The organism is Lysobacter sp. TAF61 (genome assembly GCF_052113485.1).
Lineage (GTDB): Bacteria > Pseudomonadota > Gammaproteobacteria > Xanthomonadales > Xanthomonadaceae > Lysobacter_J.
This window is the reverse complement of sequence record NZ_JBFRDH010000009.1, coordinates 36,817-52,894: the sequence shown is the minus strand read 5'-3', so window position 1 is coordinate 52,894 and position 16,078 is coordinate 36,817. Positions and strand designations below refer to the sequence as shown.

20 protein-coding genes and 2 tRNA genes are annotated in these 16,078 nt (G+C 64.7%); 21 read left to right on the top strand and 1 reads right to left on the bottom strand.

What is annotated here, in order from left to right; all coding sequences use genetic code 11:
• Positions 1 to 14: 14 nt before the first annotated feature.
• The 4 genes from AB4Y64_RS17285 (at position 15) to ychF (ending at position 3,545) form a co-directional block, all read left to right on the top strand.
• Positions 15 to 974, top strand: a complete 960-nt coding sequence (locus AB4Y64_RS17285) for a ribose-phosphate diphosphokinase (protein WP_441817688.1) — start codon at positions 15 to 17, stop codon at positions 972 to 974.
• Positions 975 to 1,098: 124 nt separating this feature from the next.
• Positions 1,099 to 1,752: a 50S ribosomal protein L25/general stress protein Ctc gene (locus AB4Y64_RS17280; RefSeq protein WP_441817687.1), complete on the top strand. Its 654-nt coding sequence runs from the start codon at positions 1,099 to 1,101 to the stop codon at positions 1,750 to 1,752.
• Positions 1,753 to 1,808: 56 nt separating this feature from the next.
• Complete coding sequence (gene pth, locus AB4Y64_RS17275; protein WP_441817686.1) at positions 1,809 to 2,393, top strand: aminoacyl-tRNA hydrolase; 585 nt, start codon at positions 1,809 to 1,811, stop codon at positions 2,391 to 2,393.
• A 60-nt stretch (positions 2,394 to 2,453) separates the two neighbouring features.
• The gene (gene ychF / locus AB4Y64_RS17270; protein ID WP_441817685.1) at positions 2,454 to 3,545 is read left to right on the top strand and encodes a redox-regulated ATPase YchF; all 1,092 of its coding nucleotides are present in this window, start codon (positions 2,454 to 2,456) and stop codon (positions 3,543 to 3,545) included.
• Between the two features lie 97 nt (positions 3,546 to 3,642).
• Here the strand turns inward: ychF and AB4Y64_RS17265 are convergent, their stop codons facing one another.
• A complete protein-coding gene (locus AB4Y64_RS17265) occupies positions 3,643 to 6,462 on the bottom strand; it encodes a TonB-dependent receptor plug domain-containing protein (RefSeq protein WP_441817684.1) in 2,820 nt (939 codons plus the stop codon).
• A gap of 247 nt (positions 6,463 to 6,709) precedes the next feature.
• On the opposite strand from AB4Y64_RS17265, the gene AB4Y64_RS17260 reads away from it, so the two are divergent.
• From AB4Y64_RS17260 to rplN, 17 genes are all read left to right on the top strand, one after another.
• A complete protein-coding gene (locus AB4Y64_RS17260; RefSeq protein WP_441817683.1) occupies positions 6,710 to 7,765 on the top strand; it encodes a cyanophycinase in 1,056 nt (351 codons plus the stop codon).
• Positions 7,766 to 7,860: 95 nt separating this feature from the next.
• Complete coding sequence (locus tag AB4Y64_RS17255; protein ID WP_441817682.1) at positions 7,861 to 8,904, top strand: isoaspartyl peptidase/L-asparaginase family protein; 1,044 nt, start codon at positions 7,861 to 7,863, stop codon at positions 8,902 to 8,904.
• A gap of 140 nt (positions 8,905 to 9,044) precedes the next feature.
• A tRNA-Tyr gene (locus AB4Y64_RS17250) sits at positions 9,045 to 9,130 on the top strand.
• A 92-nt stretch (positions 9,131 to 9,222) separates the two neighbouring features.
• Positions 9,223 to 9,299 (top strand) — tRNA-Gly (locus AB4Y64_RS17245).
• Entirely contained in the window at positions 9,278 to 10,276 is a 999-nt protein-coding gene (locus tag AB4Y64_RS17240) for an elongation factor Tu (RefSeq protein ID WP_441817715.1), read from the top strand. The genes AB4Y64_RS17245 and AB4Y64_RS17240 overlap by 22 nt, the downstream gene beginning before the upstream one ends.
• 420 nt (positions 10,277 to 10,696) lie before the next feature.
• A complete protein-coding gene (rpsJ, locus tag AB4Y64_RS17235) occupies positions 10,697 to 11,008 on the top strand; it encodes a 30S ribosomal protein S10 (RefSeq protein ID WP_014161383.1) in 312 nt (103 codons plus the stop codon).
• 11 nt (positions 11,009 to 11,019) lie between these two features.
• Positions 11,020 to 11,673: a 50S ribosomal protein L3 gene (rplC, locus tag AB4Y64_RS17230; protein ID WP_441817681.1), complete on the top strand. Its 654-nt coding sequence runs from the start codon at positions 11,020 to 11,022 to the stop codon at positions 11,671 to 11,673.
• A gap of 12 nt (positions 11,674 to 11,685) precedes the next feature.
• Entirely contained in the window at positions 11,686 to 12,291 is a 606-nt protein-coding gene (gene rplD / locus AB4Y64_RS17225; protein ID WP_200606504.1) for a 50S ribosomal protein L4, read from the top strand.
• Positions 12,288 to 12,584 carry a 50S ribosomal protein L23 gene (rplW, locus tag AB4Y64_RS17220; protein WP_158982371.1) on the top strand — a complete coding sequence of 99 codons (297 nt, stop codon included), beginning with the start codon at positions 12,288 to 12,290 and terminating at the stop codon, positions 12,582 to 12,584. Before rplD ends, rplW begins: the two co-directional genes overlap by 4 nt.
• Positions 12,585 to 12,594: 10 nt before the next feature.
• Positions 12,595 to 13,422, top strand: coding sequence for a 50S ribosomal protein L2 (rplB, locus tag AB4Y64_RS17215; RefSeq protein WP_441817680.1), 828 nt, complete (start codon positions 12,595 to 12,597; stop codon positions 13,420 to 13,422).
• A gap of 6 nt (positions 13,423 to 13,428) precedes the next feature.
• Entirely contained in the window at positions 13,429 to 13,698 is a 270-nt protein-coding gene (rpsS, locus tag AB4Y64_RS17210; RefSeq protein ID WP_441817679.1) for a 30S ribosomal protein S19, read from the top strand.
• Positions 13,699 to 13,708: 10 nt separating this feature from the next.
• Positions 13,709 to 14,044: a 50S ribosomal protein L22 gene (gene rplV / locus AB4Y64_RS17205; RefSeq protein ID WP_158982368.1), complete on the top strand. Its 336-nt coding sequence runs from the start codon at positions 13,709 to 13,711 to the stop codon at positions 14,042 to 14,044.
• A gap of 14 nt (positions 14,045 to 14,058) precedes the next feature.
• Positions 14,059 to 14,802 carry a 30S ribosomal protein S3 gene (gene rpsC / locus AB4Y64_RS17200; RefSeq protein ID WP_158733589.1) on the top strand — a complete coding sequence of 248 codons (744 nt, stop codon included), beginning with the start codon at positions 14,059 to 14,061 and terminating at the stop codon, positions 14,800 to 14,802.
• Between the two features lie 6 nt (positions 14,803 to 14,808).
• Positions 14,809 to 15,222, top strand: a complete 414-nt coding sequence (gene rplP, locus AB4Y64_RS17195; RefSeq protein ID WP_055902334.1) for a 50S ribosomal protein L16 — start codon at positions 14,809 to 14,811, stop codon at positions 15,220 to 15,222.
• Positions 15,222 to 15,407, top strand: a complete 186-nt coding sequence (rpmC, locus tag AB4Y64_RS17190) for a 50S ribosomal protein L29 (protein WP_057948548.1) — start codon at positions 15,222 to 15,224, stop codon at positions 15,405 to 15,407. The genes rplP and rpmC overlap by 1 nt, the downstream gene beginning before the upstream one ends.
• Before the next feature lie 10 nt (positions 15,408 to 15,417).
• Positions 15,418 to 15,687, top strand: a complete 270-nt coding sequence (gene rpsQ / locus AB4Y64_RS17185) for a 30S ribosomal protein S17 (RefSeq protein WP_158733587.1) — start codon at positions 15,418 to 15,420, stop codon at positions 15,685 to 15,687.
• Positions 15,688 to 15,701: 14 nt separating this feature from the next.
• A complete protein-coding gene (gene rplN / locus AB4Y64_RS17180) occupies positions 15,702 to 16,070 on the top strand; it encodes a 50S ribosomal protein L14 (RefSeq protein ID WP_056136003.1) in 369 nt (122 codons plus the stop codon).
• Positions 16,071 to 16,078: the final 8 nt, after the last annotated feature.

Genomic DNA, 16,078 nt, shown 5'->3' with positions numbered 1-16,078 from the left:
AAGCGGAGAGCACTGTGCAAAACGATCGGAACCTGCTGATTTTCAGCGGCAATGCCAACCGCCCGCTCGCCGACGCGGTGTGCAAGGAGCTCGGCATCCGTCTGGGCAAGGCCCTCGTCAGCCGTTTCTCGGACGGCGAGGTGCAGGTCGAGATCGAAGAGAACGTGCGCCGGCAGGAAGTGTTCGTGATCCAGCCGACGAACGCGCCGACGGCCGAGAACTTCATGGAACTGCTGGTGCTGGTGGACGCGCTCAAGCGCGCCTCGGTGACCAGCGTGACCGCAGTGGTGCCGTACTTCGGCTACGCCCGCCAGGATCGCCGCCCGCGTTCGTCGCGCGTGCCGATCACGGCCAAGGTGGCAGCCAAGATGTTCAGCGCGGTCGGTACCGATCGCGTGTTGACGGTCGACCTGCATGCCGACCAGATCCAGGGCTTTTTCGACATCCCGGTCGACAACGTCTACGCCTCGCCGCTGCTGCTCGCCGACATCTGGCGCGCGCACGGCACCGACAACATGGTGGTGGTATCGCCTGACGTCGGCGGCGTGGTCCGCGCCCGCGCGATCGCCAAGCGCCTCGACGACGCCGACCTGGCGATCATCGACAAGCGCCGCCCGCGCGCCAACGTGTCGACGGTGATGAACATCATCGGTGACGTCGAAGGCAAGACCTGCGTTCTCGTCGACGACATCGTCGATACCGCGGGCACGTTGTGCGCTGCCGCCGCTGCGTTGAAGCAGCGCGGCGCGGTCAAGGTCGCCGCCTACTGCACCCACCCGGTGCTGTCGGGCGCGGCGATCGACAACGTGACCAAGTCGCAGCTCGACGAGCTGGTGGTGACCGACACCATCCGTCTGTCGGAAGCGGCCAGGGCCTGCAACAAGATCCGCCAGCTCAGCGTTGCCGAGCTGCTGGCTGAAACGATCCGCCGCGTTGCATTCGGCGAATCGGTCAGCTCGTTGTACGTCGACTGAGCCGTCGACGAAGAATTCGCGGTGACGGCTCCGGTCGTTGCCGCAAACGCCGCTCACCTGGTCGCGGGTGAGCGTTCATCCCCGTCGCGAGACGGGTTCATTGCAGTAATAGTGAGTAATCCAAATGTCCGAACATATCCTCAAGGCCACTGGCCGCAGCGTCGAAGGGAAGGGTGCGAGCCGCCGTCTTCGTCATGCCGCCAGCATCCCGGCCATCGTCTACGGTGGCACTGCCGCGCCGCAGCCCATCCAGCTCGACCACGAGAAGACCTGGCTCGCCCAGCAGAACGAGTGGTTCTACTCCTCGATCCTGACCCTCGAGATCGACGGCAAGGCCGAGCCGGTCCTGCTGCGTGACATGCAGCGCCATCCGTTCAAGCAGATCATCATGCACCTGGACTTCCAGCGCGTTGACCTGAACCAGGCGCTGAAGGCTGCCGTGCCGCTGCACTTCCTCAACCAGGACAGCTCGCCGGCCGGCAAGGCCGCCGACGTGGTCATCACCCACGAGCTCAACGAAGTCACCGTCAGCTGCCTGCCCAAGGACCTGCCGGAGTTCATCGAAGTCGACCTGGCCAAGCTGGCCGTCGGCGACGTCGTGCACCTGTCGGACATCAAGCTGCCCAAGGGCGTCGAGCTGCCGGAACTGAAGCTGGGCAAGGAACACGACGTTGCCGTCGTGATGGCCAAGCACGGTCGCGTCGAAACCGAGGAAACCTCGGAAGAGGCACCGGCCGAAGTGCCGGCGACCAAGGCCGCCAAGAAGGACGAGAAGTAATCACGTCCCGTGCGCCTGCCCGCATCCGCGGGCAGGCCACTGCGTGAGACTCTCTGATGGCTGCCGGTTTGCGCCTCATTGTCGGCCTGGGAAATCCCGGCGCCGAACACCTCCGGACCCGGCACAACGCCGGGTTCTGGTTTGTGGACGCCCTCGCGATGCGCCTGGGCGCCCGCTTTGGTCTGGAATCCAAGCTGTTCGGCGAGACCTGCAAGGTCGACATCGCCGGCCAGCCGGTCTGGCTGCTGAAGCCAGCCACGTTCATGAACCTGTCCGGCAAGTCGGTCACCGCAGCCCTGCGCTACTGGAAGATCGAGCCGGAGCAGATGCTGGTCGCTCACGATGAGCTCGACCTGGACGCCGGCGTCGCCCGCATCAAGTTCGACGGCGGCCATGGCGGCCAGAACGGCCTGCGCGACATCAGCCAGCTGCTCGGCCACGGCAAGTACCATCGCCTGCGTGTCGGCATTGGCCACCCCGGCCATAAGGATCGCGTCACTTCCTGGGTGCTCGGCCGTCCCGGCAGCGCCGACGAGGCGATGATCCTGCGCGCCATCGAAGACGCCCAGGATGTGTTGCCGCTGGCGGTCAGCGGCGATTTCAACGAGGCCATGAAGCGGCTGCACACGCCGCGGGCCTGAGTTCCACCCCCATTCTTGATGCCGGCCGCGCCGGCATCGCAACAGAGCGAGTACAGCGTCATGGGCATCAAATGCGGCATCGTCGGCCTGCCTAACGTCGGCAAGTCGACCCTCTTCAATGCCCTGACCAAGGCCGGCATTGCGGCGGCAAACTTCCCGTTCTGCACCATCGAACCCAACGTCGGCGTGGTGCCGGTGCCCGATCCGCGCCTGATCGCGCTGTCGGACATCGTCAAGCCGCAGAAGTGCATCCCGACCGCGGTCGAGTTCGTCGACATTGCCGGCCTCGTTGCCGGCGCCGCCAGCGGCGAAGGCCTGGGCAACAAGTTCCTGGCCCACATCCGCGAGGTCGACGCGATCACCCACGTGGTGCGCTGCTTCGAGAACCCCGACGTCATCCACGTCAACAACAAGGTCGACCCGATCGCCGATATCGAAACGATCGATACCGAGCTGGCCCTGGCCGACCTGGAATCGGTGGAAAAGGCCCTGCAGCGCGCCGAGCGCACGGCCAAGACCGGGGACAAGGACGCCAAGATCCGCGTCGAAGTGCTCGGCCGCGTCCGCGCCGGTCTGGATTCGGGCAAGCCGGCGCGCGCGCTGGGCCTGTCGGAAGACGACCGCCTGCAGGTGCGCGACCTGTTCCTGCTGACGCTCAAGCCGGTCATGTACGTCGCCAACGTCCTCGAGGACGGTTTCCACGACAACCCGCACCTGGACGCGGTGCGCGAGCGCGCAGTGGGCGAGGGCGCCGAGGTGGTGCCGGTGTGCGCGGCCATCGAGGAAGAGCTCAGCCAGCTCGAGGACGCCGACCGCGACGCCTTCCTGACCGACCTCGGCCTCGACGAGCCGGGCCTGAACCGCGTCATCCGCGCCGCCTACAAGCTGCTGGGCCTGCAGACCTACTTCACCGCCGGTGTGAAGGAAGTCCGCGCGTGGACGGTCAAGGGCGGCTCGACCGCGCCGCAGGCCGCCGCGGTGATCCATACCGACTTCGAGAAGGGCTTCATCCGCGCCGAAACCATCGCCTATGACGACTACATCAAGTACAAGGGCGAATCCGGCGCCCGCGATGCCGGCCGCCTGCGCCTGGAAGGCAAGGAATACCGCGTCCAGGAAGGCGACGTGCTGCATTTCCGCTTCAACGTCTGAATCGACGCAGTACTCCGCCAGCGCGGGGTGACGCGCAAAAGAAAATGCCCCGCCGAAGCGGGGCATTTTTTTTCCGGTTTTTTCCGGCGCGGTACGGTCAGCCGCCGCCGAACTTGTACGTCATCTGCAGATAATAACTGCGACCCAGCGAATCGAACCACGACACGTCGTAGTAGGGATACGCGGTATAGGTCGGATCGACCGGCGGATTATCGTCGAGCAGATTGTCGATGGTCAGCGTGACGCTGAAACGATCGGTGGCGCGATAACCGACCGTGGCGTTGTACCACCAGGTCGAATCGACCCAGGCCGGGCCGGTCGAGTCCCCGCTCCACACGCCGTCGTAGTTGTCAGAGCTGGGCAGGCTGCCGATGTAGTTGCCGAACAGCGACGCCGACCACCGGCTCTTCTCCCACGCCAGGCCGACGTTGGCCTTGTTGCGCGGCACGTCGTAACCGGCGTTGAGCACGAACTCGTCGATGACCGGATCGCCCGGGAACTGCTGGATCGTGTGGTCGTTGACCCAGGTGTAGTTGGCCGAGGCCGTCCACGTGCCGATCGAGGTCTGCCAGCGGTAGTGGGCACTGGCGTCGACGCCGTCGGTGTCCTCGCGGGCGATGTTGATCGGGTTGACGTAGATGCCGTACAGATCGTCGTTGGACAGGCGGGTGACGCGCGAGATCGCATCCACGCAGGTCGGCGAGTTCTGGTCCACGGCGGCACCCGTGATCGTCGTGCCGATGCGGCAATCGGCTTCATCCGACAGGATCGCCTGCACCGACATGTCCTGGACCTGGTCGCGCATCTGGATGTTCCAGTAATCCAGTGTGAAATCCAGGCCCGCCAGCGGCGACCACACCATGCCCGCGGTCCAGGCCGTGCTGGTCTCGGGGTCGAGGTCGCGGTTGCCCTCGCGGGTGCGGATCAGGCCTTCGCTGTCGAAGCGGCAGTCGTCGATCCCGCCTTCCTCGGTGCGGCAGCGGTAGAAGTCGGTGCCGCTGGTCTCGTCGTTGCCGATCTGCGCGTAGACGTAGTGCAGGTCGGCGGCGCGGAACGCGGTGCCGTAGGAGCCGCGCACCAGCAGGCTGTCGACCGGTCGCCACTCCAGGCCGGCGCTATAGGTGAACTTGCCCGGGTCCTTGTCCGAATAGCGGTACTGGTCGTAACGGCCTGCCAGGCTGACGTTGAGGCTGTCGAGCACGGGCATGCGCAGTTCCGACGCCAGCGCCCAGCGGTTGCGCGTGCCTTCGCCACCGGAGTCCTTCCAGCTGAAGTAGTAGAACTCCTGCGCCAGCGGATCGGGATTGAGGTTGTAGCCCTGGTTGCCGAATTCCAGCACGCTGGCGAAGCCGGCCGCGCCGCCCTTCATGTCGAACAGGTCGGCATTGGTGACGGTGAATGCGAGCGTGTCGGTGCGCGATTCGGGGTGGTAGACCGAGCGCGCCGAGATGGCTTCGTACTGCTCGCGTGTCAGCGGCTTGTAGAAGTTGGCCGGGTCGGCATTGAAGATCGCGTAGCCGTAATCGTCATAGCCCTGCTGCGGCCCAAGGATCATCTCGTTGGCCTTGGCCGCGACGATCTGCTCCCAGCTGATCCGGGCCTTGTACTGCGAATGGCTCAGCGAGGCTTCCCAGTCCCAGTTCTGGGCGAAGGTGCCCTTGATGCCGGTCGTCACGCCGAGCGTCTTCTGCGTGGTCTCGACCATGCCGCTGCGCAGGCCGCCCATTTCTTCCGGCGTGAACTGGCGATACCAGTTCTCGTACTCGCCGGTGAAGGCGTTGTAGAAGCCGCCGGTTTCATTGCCGTCGACGTCCTGGAAGTTCCACTGGGTCACGTCGCGGAACAGCTTGACCTCGTGGTAGCCGGCCTGCACGTCGGCGAACCACTCCAGGCCGTCGCCGAACTGGTAGCTCATCGAGCCCCACAGGTTGACGCCCTTGCGCTCGCTGATGATCGTGCCGTAGCCGATCGACTCGGCGCTGCCGCAGTAGTAGCCGAAGCCGTAATCGTCGATGGCATCGTCGAAGGGGCCGTACTTGGGCCGCGCGCCGTACACGGTGGTGCCGCCATTGAGATGCGACAGGCTGTCGCAGGTGGCCTGGCCCGGATCGATGTACGGGTAACCGTTGAAGCCCGAGCGCAGGAAGGTTCGGCGCGGGATGCGCAGGTCCGGATCGGGGTTGTCCAGCGATGAGTCCTGGATCTTGCGGTCGTAGGCCCACAGCGGATCCTGGTCGGTCAGTTCGATGCTGCCGATCGCCGAGAAGCCGCCGCTTTCGAAACCGCTGGTGATGCTGAGCCGGTTCGAACGCGCGCCGCCGTCCTCGGTATCGCCGTAGCGATAATCGATGGTGGTCCCGTCGGCATGCTTCTTGAGGATGAAGTTGACCACGCCGGCGATGGCGTCGGAGCCGTACACCGCCGACGCACTGCCGGTCAGCACTTCGATGCGATCGATCATGCCCAGCGGAATGCCGGAGATGTCGGTGAAGTTGCTGCGGCCCTTGTAGGGCATCGGGAAGTCGGCGATGCGGCGGCCGTTGACCAGCACCAGCGTGTGATTGGGACCGAGGCCACGCAGGTCCACCTGCTGTGCGCCCGGGGAGAAATCGGCGCCGCTCGAAGACTGCTGGCTCTGCGTTTCGCCACCATTTTGCGTCAGCGACTTGAGCACGTCGGGCACGCTGGTGAATCCGGCGGCCTTGATCTCTTCGGCGGTGATCACCGAAATCGGCGCCGGTCCTTCAATCTGCGAACGCGCGATGCGCGAACCGGTGACGACGACGGTTTCGATATTCTGCGCATCATCCGTTGGCGATTGGCTCGCCTGGCTGGTGCTCGTCTGCGCCACTGCGCCCGTCGATGCAAGCGCCAGAATCAGCGCATTGATCGAACTGGCCAACATCTTCTTCTGCATCTGCCTCTCCCCATTGCGTGGTGGATATTCAGGTGCGACGCCCCCTGGCGGACCACGCGTGCAAGCGCAGCCAATGCCGAATCTGCTTGGTACTGGTATTTCGCCCCTGCCTGCATCCTATTATGTCGGGGGGGTATTTGCGCAGTGACTTTCGGGATAGCCTGAAACTGTCCGCATGCGCATTGCGCACAAACGGTCGCCTGCCACTTTTATAGCCATTTGATAATCAATGGAGCCTGGGATGCGCTTGAGCCTGCGTCTGATGTTTCTGTTTTGCGGCGTGCTGCTGATGGCGGCGCAGCCTTCCATCGCATGGAGTCCTAGCGCTCCCGCCAAACTCGGCAAAGGTTATGTCGTCTATGAAATCGGCGATGCCACGGCGGCCACGCCCGGCAAGGTGCAGCCCGGCCTGATGCTGGTCGGCGGTGGCGACTGGCCGGTCGATGCGTTCCGCTGGATGGCGCAGCGCGCAGGCAACGGCCATCTGGTGATCCTGCGTGCATCCGGCGATACCGAGGCGCAGGACGAGTGGTTCCACGACGTAGGCGGTATTGCTTCGGCGCGCACCTTCGTCTTCAGGGACCGCGCTGCAGCGAGCGACCCGGAAGTGCTGGCAGCGGTACGCAGCGCCGACGGTATATTCCTCGCCGGCGGCGACCAGTCCAATTACGTGCGCTACTGGAAGGGCACGCCTCTGAATGAAGCCATCGACGCCCACGTGCGCCAGGGCAAGCCGATCGGCGGCACCAGCGCCGGCCTGGCCATCCTGGGCGCCTACGCCTACGGGGCCATGGATGGCGGCAGCATCGACTCGGCCACGGCGATGGGCCAGCCGCTGGGGCCGGAAGTCACCCTGGTCGAGGGGTTCCTGCACATGCCCTACCTGGAGCGGGTGATCACCGACAGTCACTTCGGCAAGCGCGAGCGCCTGGGTCGCCTGATTGCCTTCGTCGCCAACCTGCGCCAGGGCGGACACGCCGATGTCGTCGGCCTGGGCGTGGACGAGCAGACCGCCGTCTGCATCGATGGCGAGGGCAGGGCGCGGGTGTTCAGCGCCAATGGCGGCAGCGCCTGGCTGGTCCAGCCCGAGGGGCCGCCAAAGCGCGCCCGGACCGGGAAATCGCTGGACTACCGCGCGGTCAAGGTCACCGGCGTGGGCGTCGACAGCACCCTGACGTTCCCCGCGCTGGCGGTCGAACGGCCCTCGTTCGAGCGGCTGGCGCAGGTCGTCGACGGCAAGCTCGACGTCCGCGATGTCGCCGGATCGGGCGTTGCCGGCAACCCGGGCGACCGCGCACGCTAGACCACCCACCCGGCGGCCTTTCGCTGTCGCCGGGACTTATCCGCAACGCAGCCGTCGCCCTGGCGGCGGCGCCTTCCACACTTCGAGGCTCGTCCATGTCCCTTCTGCGCCCTCTGTCCGCCGCCCTGGCAATTGCCCTTGGTTTTTGCGCGTTTTCTGCCGCGGCGGCCGGGACAACCGGCACCGTCCTGGTCATTCACGGTGGCGCCGGGGTCGAGCGCAGCGGCATGACCCCGGAGAGCGAGGCCAGGGCCCGCGCAGCCCTTGAGCGCGCCCTGCGCAAGGGTCACGAGGCGTTGAAGGCGGGCAAGCCGGCGCTCGACGCGGTCACCGCCGCGATCACCGTGCTGGAGGACGATCCCGAATTCAACGCAGGCAAGGGGGCGGTGTTCAACCATGACGGCAAGAACGAGCTCGATGCATCCCTGATGGACGGCAAGACCCTGGCCGCCGGCGCGGTGGCCGGCGTCCACCGCGTCCGCAACCCGATCCTGCTGGCCCGGGCCGTGATGGAGCATTCCGAGCACGTGATGATGGTTGGCGACGGGGCCGAAGCCTTTGCCGCCGAGCAGGGCATCGAACTGGTCGATCCGGCCTATTTCCGCACCGAAAAGCGCTGGCAACAGCTGCAGAAGGCCCTCCGCGAGGAGGCCGCCAAGCAGGCTTCAACCGACCTGGAGACGGCCAGGCACTTCGGCACGGTCGGCGCCCTGGCCCGCGATTCCCAGGGGTACCTGGCCGCGGGCACCTCCACCGGCGGCATGACCAACAAGCGCTACGGGCGGGTAGGCGACTCGCCGATCATCGGTGCCGGCACCTACGCCAACGCGCATTGCGCGGTATCAGGCACTGGCTGGGGCGAGTACTACATCCGCGTGTCCGCCGCCCGCGAGATCTGCGCGCGCATGGAATACCTGCACGAATCGGCGCAGCAGGCCGGCGCGGCCGTCATCAACAAGGAAATCCCGGCCATGGGCGGCGACGGCGGTGCGATCGTGCTGGGCGCCGACGGCGCGGTGGCCATGCCGTTCAACACCGAGGGCATGTTCCGGGGCTGGATCGGCGACGACGGTGTTGCGCACGTGGCGATCTATTCAGGCGACGCCCTGGAGATGCCCAAGGCCGCTCCGGCACGCTGAGCGATGGATTGCGCGCCAGATGGCACGGCGATTGCCGTCTTCTCACTTTGACGATCAATCCCCGTTGACATGCCGCGCAACCGTCGTCAAAATTGCTGGCTCTTCACCCCTCGCAGCGTACCTGCGGTGGGTGGCCGAACGGAGGGATACCCAAGCGGCCAACGGGGGCAGACTGTAAATCTGCTGGCTTACGCCTTCGGTGGTTCGAATCCACCTCCCTCCACCAGCTTCATCCGGTCGCAAGGTCGGCAGTAAACCCAGTTCCAACCGGTGGCGTTACCAACCGCCGGCGCAGTACCCAAGCAGGTAGGTTCCGGCGCGGGAGTAGTTCAACGGTAGAACCTCAGCCTTCCAAGCTGATGGTGCGGGTTCGATTCCCGTCTTTGAGCGCACCAAGCCGCACGTGAACGTGGGCACGATCGGTCACGTCGACCACGGCAAGACCACGCTGACGGCGGCACTGACGAAGGTGGGCGCGGAGCGTTTCGGTGGCGAGTTCAAGGCGTACGACGCGATCGACGCAGCGCCGGAAGAGAAGGCTCGCGGCATCACGATCTCGACCGCACACGTCGAGTACGAGAGCCCGAACCGTCACTACGCCCACGTCGACTGCCCGGGCCACGCCGACTACGTGAAGAACATGATCACGGGTGCGGCGCAGATGGACGGCGCGATCCTGGTGTGCTCGGCCGCTGACGGCCCGATGCCGCAGACGCGCGAGCACATCCTGCTGTCGCGYCAGGTCGGCGTGCCGTACATCGTCGTGTTCCTGAACAAGGCCGACATGGTCGACGACGCCGAGCTGCTCGAGCTGGTGGAGATGGAAGTCCGCGAGCTGCTGAGCAAGTACGACTTCCCGGGCGACGACACCCCGATCATCCACGGTTCGGCCCGTCTGGCGCTGGAAGGCGACCAGTCGGAGATCGGCGTGCCGTCGATCCTGAAGCTGGTCGAGGCGCTGGAYACGTTCATTCCGCAGCCGGAGCGTGACGTCGACAAGGCGTTCCTGATGCCGGTGGAAGACGTGTTCTCGATCTCGGGCCGCGGCACCGTGGTGACCGGTCGTATCGAGCGCGGCATCATCAAGGTGGGCGACGAAATCGAAATCGTCGGTATCCGTCCGACCCAGAAGACGACCGTCACCGGCGTCGAGATGTTCCGCAAGCTGCTCGACCAGGGCCAGGCAGGCGACAACGCCGGTCTGCTGCTGCGCGGCACCAAGGAAGGCGTCGAGATGGTCATGCCGGGCGACAACATCAAGATGGTCGTCTCGCTGATCAACCCGGTGGCAATGGACGAAGGCCTGCGTTTCGCAATCCGCGAAGGCGGCCGTACCGTCGGCGCCGGCGTGGTGGCGAAGATCATCAAGTAATACCGGCGTTCGTCGCCAGGGAGAGGGGGCAGTCGCCCCCTTGTCCCGATATCCCGGCCTGTGCTTGCACAAGCTGTGGATATCCGGTTAGAATGCACGACCACTGCGGTCCTTTCCTTCAAGAAGGGTCCCGCAACCAGCGAAATGAGGTGCAGGACGCGCCTCGTATTCGCCAGACATGGACATGTCGCACGGCAACGCTCCGTACGTTCTGGGCCTTCGGGCTTCCAAGGAACGCTAAACGGGGCGCTTCGTGCGTTCCACTCCACCGTCTGGGCGGATCGGGAAACCGGTCTGCCTTAGTTTTTTCAGGCAGGGAAGCTCCGGAGCGAGGGTGCAGCTTCGGGGTGTTTGCGTATTCCAGGGGTTCGGCACACCCAGAAGCCGGCCCGTCGCTCTTTTAACGTAAGGAATTCCGTCATGGCGGACCAAAAGATCCGAATCCGGCTCAAAGCGTACGATCATCGCCTGATCGACCGCTCGGCCAGCGAGATCGTCGAGACGGCCAAGCGGACCGGCGCGCAAGTGCGCGGCCCGATCCCGCTGCCGACCAAGATCGAGCGCTACACCATCCTCGTTTCGCCGCATGCCGACAAGGATGCGCGTGACCAGTACGAGACCCGCACGCACAAGCGCGTGCTGGACATCGTTGACCCCAACGACAAGACCGTGGACGCGCTGATGAAGCTCGAGCTCGCGGCTGGCGTTGACGTACAGATCAAGCTGACCTGAGGCCACCCACCATGACCGCGAAGAAATATTCGTTGGGCATCGTCGGTCGCAAGGCCGGCATGAGCCGCTTCTTCACCGAAGACGGCAAGTCGGTTCCCGTGACCCTCATCGAGGCCACGCCGAACCGGATCACCCAGATCAAGACCCAGGAAACCGACGGCTACAGCGCCGTGCAGGTGACTGTCGGTGTGCGCCGCGCTGCGCTCATCAACAAGCCCGAAGCCGGTCACCTCGCCAAGGCGAAGGTTGAAGCCGGTCGTGGCCTGTGGGAACTGCGTGTTGAAGACGGCCAGATCAACGGTTTCGAAATCGGCGGCGAGATCAAGGCCGACATCTTCGAAGCCGGCCAGCTGGTCGACGTCCAGGGCGTCACCAAGGGCAAGGGCTTCCAGGGCACGATCAAGCGCTGGAACTTCACCATGGGCGACGCGACGCACGGTAACTCGCTGTCGCACCGCTCGCCGGGCTCCATCGGCCAGCGCCAGACGCCGGGTCGTGTGTTCCCGGGCAAGAAGATGGCCGGCCACATGGGCGCGGTTACCCAGAGCACTCAGCGCCTGGAAGTGGTCAAGGTCGACGCAGAGCGTGGCCTGATCGCGATCAAGGGTGCGGTGCCGGGCGCGCCGGGCGGCGACGTCATCGTGCGTCCCTCGAGCAAGGCATAAGGAGAGATGACGATGGAACTCGCCATCAATAACAGCACCAAGACGCTGTCGGTCTCCGACGCGATCTTCGGCCGCGAATTCAGCGAAGACCTGGTCCACCAGGTGGTCGTTGCCTACCGCAATGCCGGTCGTGCCGGTACCAAGGCGCAGAAGACCCGTTCGGAAGTCAACGGCACCACCAAGAAGTCGAAGAAGCAGAAGGGCGGCGGTGCGCGTCATGGCGCGCTGACGGCTCCGATCTTCGTCGGCGGCGGCGTGACCTTCGCGGCCAAGCCGCGCAGCTTCGCGCAGAAGGTCAACCGCAAGATGTACCGCGCCGCGATGGCCGCGATCCTGTCCGAGCTCAACCGCCAGGGCCGCATCATGGTCGTGGAGTCGTTCGACCTCGACGCGCCGAAGACGCAGGGCCTGATTGCCAAGCTCAAGGGCCTGGAAGTCGGTCGTCGTCCGCTGATCGTCACCGAGGATGCTTCCGAGAACCTGTACCTCTCGGCTCGCAACCTGCCGTACGTCGAAGTGCGTGACGTCCAGGGCCTGGATCCGGTCAGCCTCGTCGGCGCCGATTCGGTCGTGGTCACCGCCGACGCCGTCAAGAAGATCGAGGAGTGGCTGGCATGAACGAGGCCAAGCTCTACAACATCATCCGTGCGCCGCGCGTGTCCGAAAAGACCGCACGTCTGCAGGAAGTTTCCAACCAATACGTCTTCGAAGTCGCGACGGACGCTACCAAGGCCGACATCAAGGTCGCCGTGGAAAAGCTGTTCGAAGTCAAGGTCGAGGCAGTCAACGTGGTCAACGTGAAGGGCAAGAACAAGTCCTTCAAGTTCCGCAGTGGCAGCCGCGGCGACTGGCGCAAGGCGTACGTGACGCTGGCCGCTGGCCAGTCGATCGACGTGATGGCCAAGGCCTGAGGAAAGACCCATGGCATTGATGACTTTCAAGCCCACCTCCCCCGGCCGCCGCAGCGCGGTTCGCGTGGTGACCCCGGGCCTGCACAAGGGCGCGCCGCACGCGGCGCTCGTCGAGAAGCAGGGCAAGACCGGCGGTCGTAACCACCACGGCCGGATCACCACCCGCCACGTCGGCGGTGGTCACAAGCAGCATTACCGCATCATCGACTTCAAGCGCGACAAGGAAGGCATTCCGGCGCGCGTCGAGCGCATCGAATACGACCCGAACCGCACCGCTCACATCGCGCTGCTGTGCTACGTCGACGGTGAGCGCCGTTACATCATCGCCCCCAAGGGCCTGAAGGACGGCGACCAGGTGATCGCGGGCCGTGACGCCCCGATCAAGGTCGGCAACACGCTGCCGCTGACCAACATCCCGGTCGGTTCCACCGTGCATTGCATCGAGATGAAGCCGGGCAAGGGCGCCCAGATCGCCCGCGCCGCAGGCGCTGGCGTGCAGCTGATCGCCCGCGAGCAGGGCTACGCCACGCTGCGTCTTCGCTCCGGCGAAATGCGCAAGGTGCCGGCCGAGTGCCGCGCCACCATCGGCGAAGTCGGCAACGACGAGCACAACCTCGAGAAGCTGGGCAAGGCTGGCGCCAAGCGTTGGCGCGGCGTTCGCCCGACCGTTCGCGGTGCGGCCATGAACCCGGTCGATCACCCGCACGGCGGTGGTGAGGCCAAGGCTGGTCAGGGCAACCCGCATCCGGTCACCCCGTGGGGTGTTCCGACCAAGGGTTACAAGACCCGCAAGAACAAGCGCACCCAGCAGTTCATCGTGCGCGATCGCAGGAGCTAATCGGCCATGGCACGTTCACTGAAGAAAGGCCCGTTCGTCGACCACCATCTGATCAAGAAGGTCGAGACCGCGGGTAACAACAAGAAGCCGATCAAGACCTGGTCGCGTCGTTCGATGATTCTGCCGGACATGGTGGGTTTCACCATTGCCGTGCACAACGGCAAGAACCATATTCCGGTGCTCGTCAACGAGAACATGGTTGGCCACAAGCTTGGCGAGTTCGCCCTGACCCGTACCTTCAAGGGTCACGGCGGCGACAAGAAGTCGGGCAAGTAAGGAGATGACCATGGAAGCGAAAGCCATCCTGCGCACCGCGCGCATCTCCCCGCAGAAGGCCCGTCTGGTCGCTGACCAGGTTCGTGGTCTCTCGGCCGAGCGCGCCGTCAACCTGCTGAAGTTCTCGGACAAGAAGGCTGCCCAGATGATCCGCAAGGTCGTCGAGTCCGCCATCGCCAATGCCGAGAACAACCAGGGCGCCGACATCGACGAGCTCAAGGTCAAGACCATCATGGTTGACGAAGGTCCCGCACTGAAGCGCTTCATGGCGCGTGCAAAGGGCCGCGGCACCCGCATCCTCAAGCGCACCAGCCACATCACTGTGGTTGTTGGCGCGGGCAAGTAAGGCGGAGTCAGACAATGGGTCATAAAGTACATCCGACTGGCATCCGCCTTGGCATCTCCAAGGACTGGAATTCCAAGTGGTTTGCCAACAAGAAGCAGTACGCCGAGTTCCTGGCGGCGGACCTGAAGGTCCGTGACCTGCTGCGCAAGAAGCTGGCCCAGGCCGGCATCTCCAAGATCTTCATCGAGCGTCCGGCGAACAACGCCCGCGTGACGATCCACACCGCCCGTCCGGGCGTGGTGATCGGCAAGCGTGGTGAGGACATCGAGAAGCTGCGCAAGGAAGTGAGCGCGGTGATGGGCGTCCCGGCGCATATCAACGTGACCGAGGTCCGCAAGCCGGAACTCGACGCGCAGCTGGTCGCCGAGTCGATCGCCCAGCAGCTGGAGCGCCGCATCATGTTCCGCCGCGCGATGAAGCGCGCTGTCGGCAACGCGATGCGCCTGGGTGCCCTGGGCATCAAGGTCAACGTCGCCGGCCGTCTGAATGGCGCCGAGATCGCGCGTTCGGAGTGGTACCGCGAAGGTCGCGTTCCGCTTCACACGCTGCGTGCCGACATCGACTATGGCTTCGCTGAAGCCAAGACGACCTACGGCATCATCGGCATCAAAGTATGGGTCTACAAGGGCGAGATCTTCGATTTCTCCCAGGTCGGCCAGGAAAAGCAGGACGATTCGCCGCGCAGCGATCGCGGTGACCGTGGTGACCGCGGTGATCGCAGCGACCGTCCGGGCCGTTCGGCCCGCGAACAGAGGTAATCCGCCATGTTGCAACCCAAGCGAACCAAGTACCGCAAGGTACACAAGGGCCGCAATGAGGGCCTGAGCTGGAACGGCAATGCCGTCAGCTTCGGCGAGTACGGCCTGAAGGCAACGGCGCATGGTCAGCTGACCGCGCGCCAGATCGAGGCTGCACGTCGTTCCATCAGCCGTTACGTCAAGCGTGGCGGCAAGATGTGGATCCGCGTGTTCCCCGACAAGCCGATCACCAAGAAGCCGATCGAAGTCCGAATGGGCTCCGGTAAGGGCAACGTCGAGTACTGGGTCGCACAGATCCAGCCTGGTCGCATGATTTACGAGATCGAAGGCGTGGCAGAGGACGTGGCGCGTGAAGCGTTCCGTCTGGCCGCCGCCAAGCTCTCGGTGACCACCACTTTCGTTACCCGGACGGTGCGCTAATGGAACTCAAGCAACTTCGCGAGAAGTCGGCCGACGAACTGAAGGCCCACCTGGTCGAGCTGCACAAGGAGGGCTTCGCCCTTCGCATGCAGAAGGCCACCGGCCAGCTCGCCAAAACCCACGATGCACGCCGTGTTCGCCGCGAGATCGCTCGCGTCAACATGCTGCTCGGCGAGAAGAAGTAAGGACCCTGCAATGACCGACAACAATACAGACAAGGCGCTGCGCACGGTTGAAGGCCGGGTCGTCAGCAACAAGATGGACAAGACCGTCACCGTGCTCGTCGAGCGCCAGGTCAAGCACGCGCTGTACGGCAAGTACATCCGTCGCTCGACCAAGCTCCACGCCCATGACGCCGATAACGCCTGCAAGGAAGGCGATATCGTGCGAGTGAAGGAGATTGCTCCGATGTCCAAGACCAAGAACTGGAGCGTGGTTGAAATCGTCAGCCGCGCGGCCGAATAAGAGGAGGCTGAACCATGATCCAGATGCAAAGCTACCTCGACGTCGCCGACAATTCCGGTGCCAAGGAAGTGATGTGCATTAAGGTGCTCGGCGGCTCCAAGCGCCGTTACGCCGGCATCGGCGACATCATCAAGGTCACCGTGAAGGACGCGATCCCGCGTGGCAAGGTCAAGAAGGGCGACGTCTATGACGCCGTCGTGGTCCGCACCCGCAAGGGCGTTCGTCGCCCGGACGGTTCGCTGATCCGCTTCGACGGCAATGCCGCCGTGCTCCTGAACAACAAGCAGGAACCGATCGGTACCCGCATCTTCGGGCCTGTGACCCGCGAGCTGCGTACCGAGAAGTTCATGAAGATCGTCTCGCTCGCTCCTGAAGTGCTCTGAGCGGAGGA

Bases quoted from the DNA above. Each gene is read 5' to 3' on its own strand.
- AB4Y64_RS17280 (WP_441817687.1), top strand. From the start codon at position 1,099: ATGTCCGAACATATCCTCAAGGCCACTGGCCGCAGCGTCGAAGGGAAG.
- pth (WP_441817686.1), top strand. From the start codon at position 1,809: ATGGCTGCCGGTTTGCGCCTCATTGTCGGCCTGGGAAATCCCGGCGCC.
- ychF (WP_441817685.1), top strand. From the start codon at position 2,454: ATGGGCATCAAATGCGGCATCGTCGGCCTGCCTAACGTCGGCAAGTCG.
- AB4Y64_RS17265 (WP_441817684.1), bottom strand. From the start codon at position 6,462: ATGCAGAAGAAGATGTTGGCCAGTTCGATCAATGCGCTGATTCTGGCG.
- AB4Y64_RS17255 (WP_441817682.1), top strand. From the start codon at position 7,861: ATGTCCCTTCTGCGCCCTCTGTCCGCCGCCCTGGCAATTGCCCTTGGT.
- rpsJ (WP_014161383.1), top strand. From the start codon at position 10,697: ATGGCGGACCAAAAGATCCGAATCCGGCTCAAAGCGTACGATCATCGC.
- rplC (WP_441817681.1), top strand. From the start codon at position 11,020: ATGACCGCGAAGAAATATTCGTTGGGCATCGTCGGTCGCAAGGCCGGC.
- rplD (WP_200606504.1), top strand. From the start codon at position 11,686: ATGGAACTCGCCATCAATAACAGCACCAAGACGCTGTCGGTCTCCGAC.
- rplW (WP_158982371.1), top strand. From the start codon at position 12,288: ATGAACGAGGCCAAGCTCTACAACATCATCCGTGCGCCGCGCGTGTCC.
- rplB (WP_441817680.1), top strand. From the start codon at position 12,595: ATGGCATTGATGACTTTCAAGCCCACCTCCCCCGGCCGCCGCAGCGCG.
- rpsS (WP_441817679.1), top strand. From the start codon at position 13,429: ATGGCACGTTCACTGAAGAAAGGCCCGTTCGTCGACCACCATCTGATC.
- rplV (WP_158982368.1), top strand. From the start codon at position 13,709: ATGGAAGCGAAAGCCATCCTGCGCACCGCGCGCATCTCCCCGCAGAAG.
- rpsC (WP_158733589.1), top strand. From the start codon at position 14,059: ATGGGTCATAAAGTACATCCGACTGGCATCCGCCTTGGCATCTCCAAG.
- rplP (WP_055902334.1), top strand. From the start codon at position 14,809: ATGTTGCAACCCAAGCGAACCAAGTACCGCAAGGTACACAAGGGCCGC.
- rpmC (WP_057948548.1), top strand. From the start codon at position 15,222: ATGGAACTCAAGCAACTTCGCGAGAAGTCGGCCGACGAACTGAAGGCC.
- rpsQ (WP_158733587.1), top strand. From the start codon at position 15,418: ATGACCGACAACAATACAGACAAGGCGCTGCGCACGGTTGAAGGCCGG.
- rplN (WP_056136003.1), top strand. From the start codon at position 15,702: ATGATCCAGATGCAAAGCTACCTCGACGTCGCCGACAATTCCGGTGCC.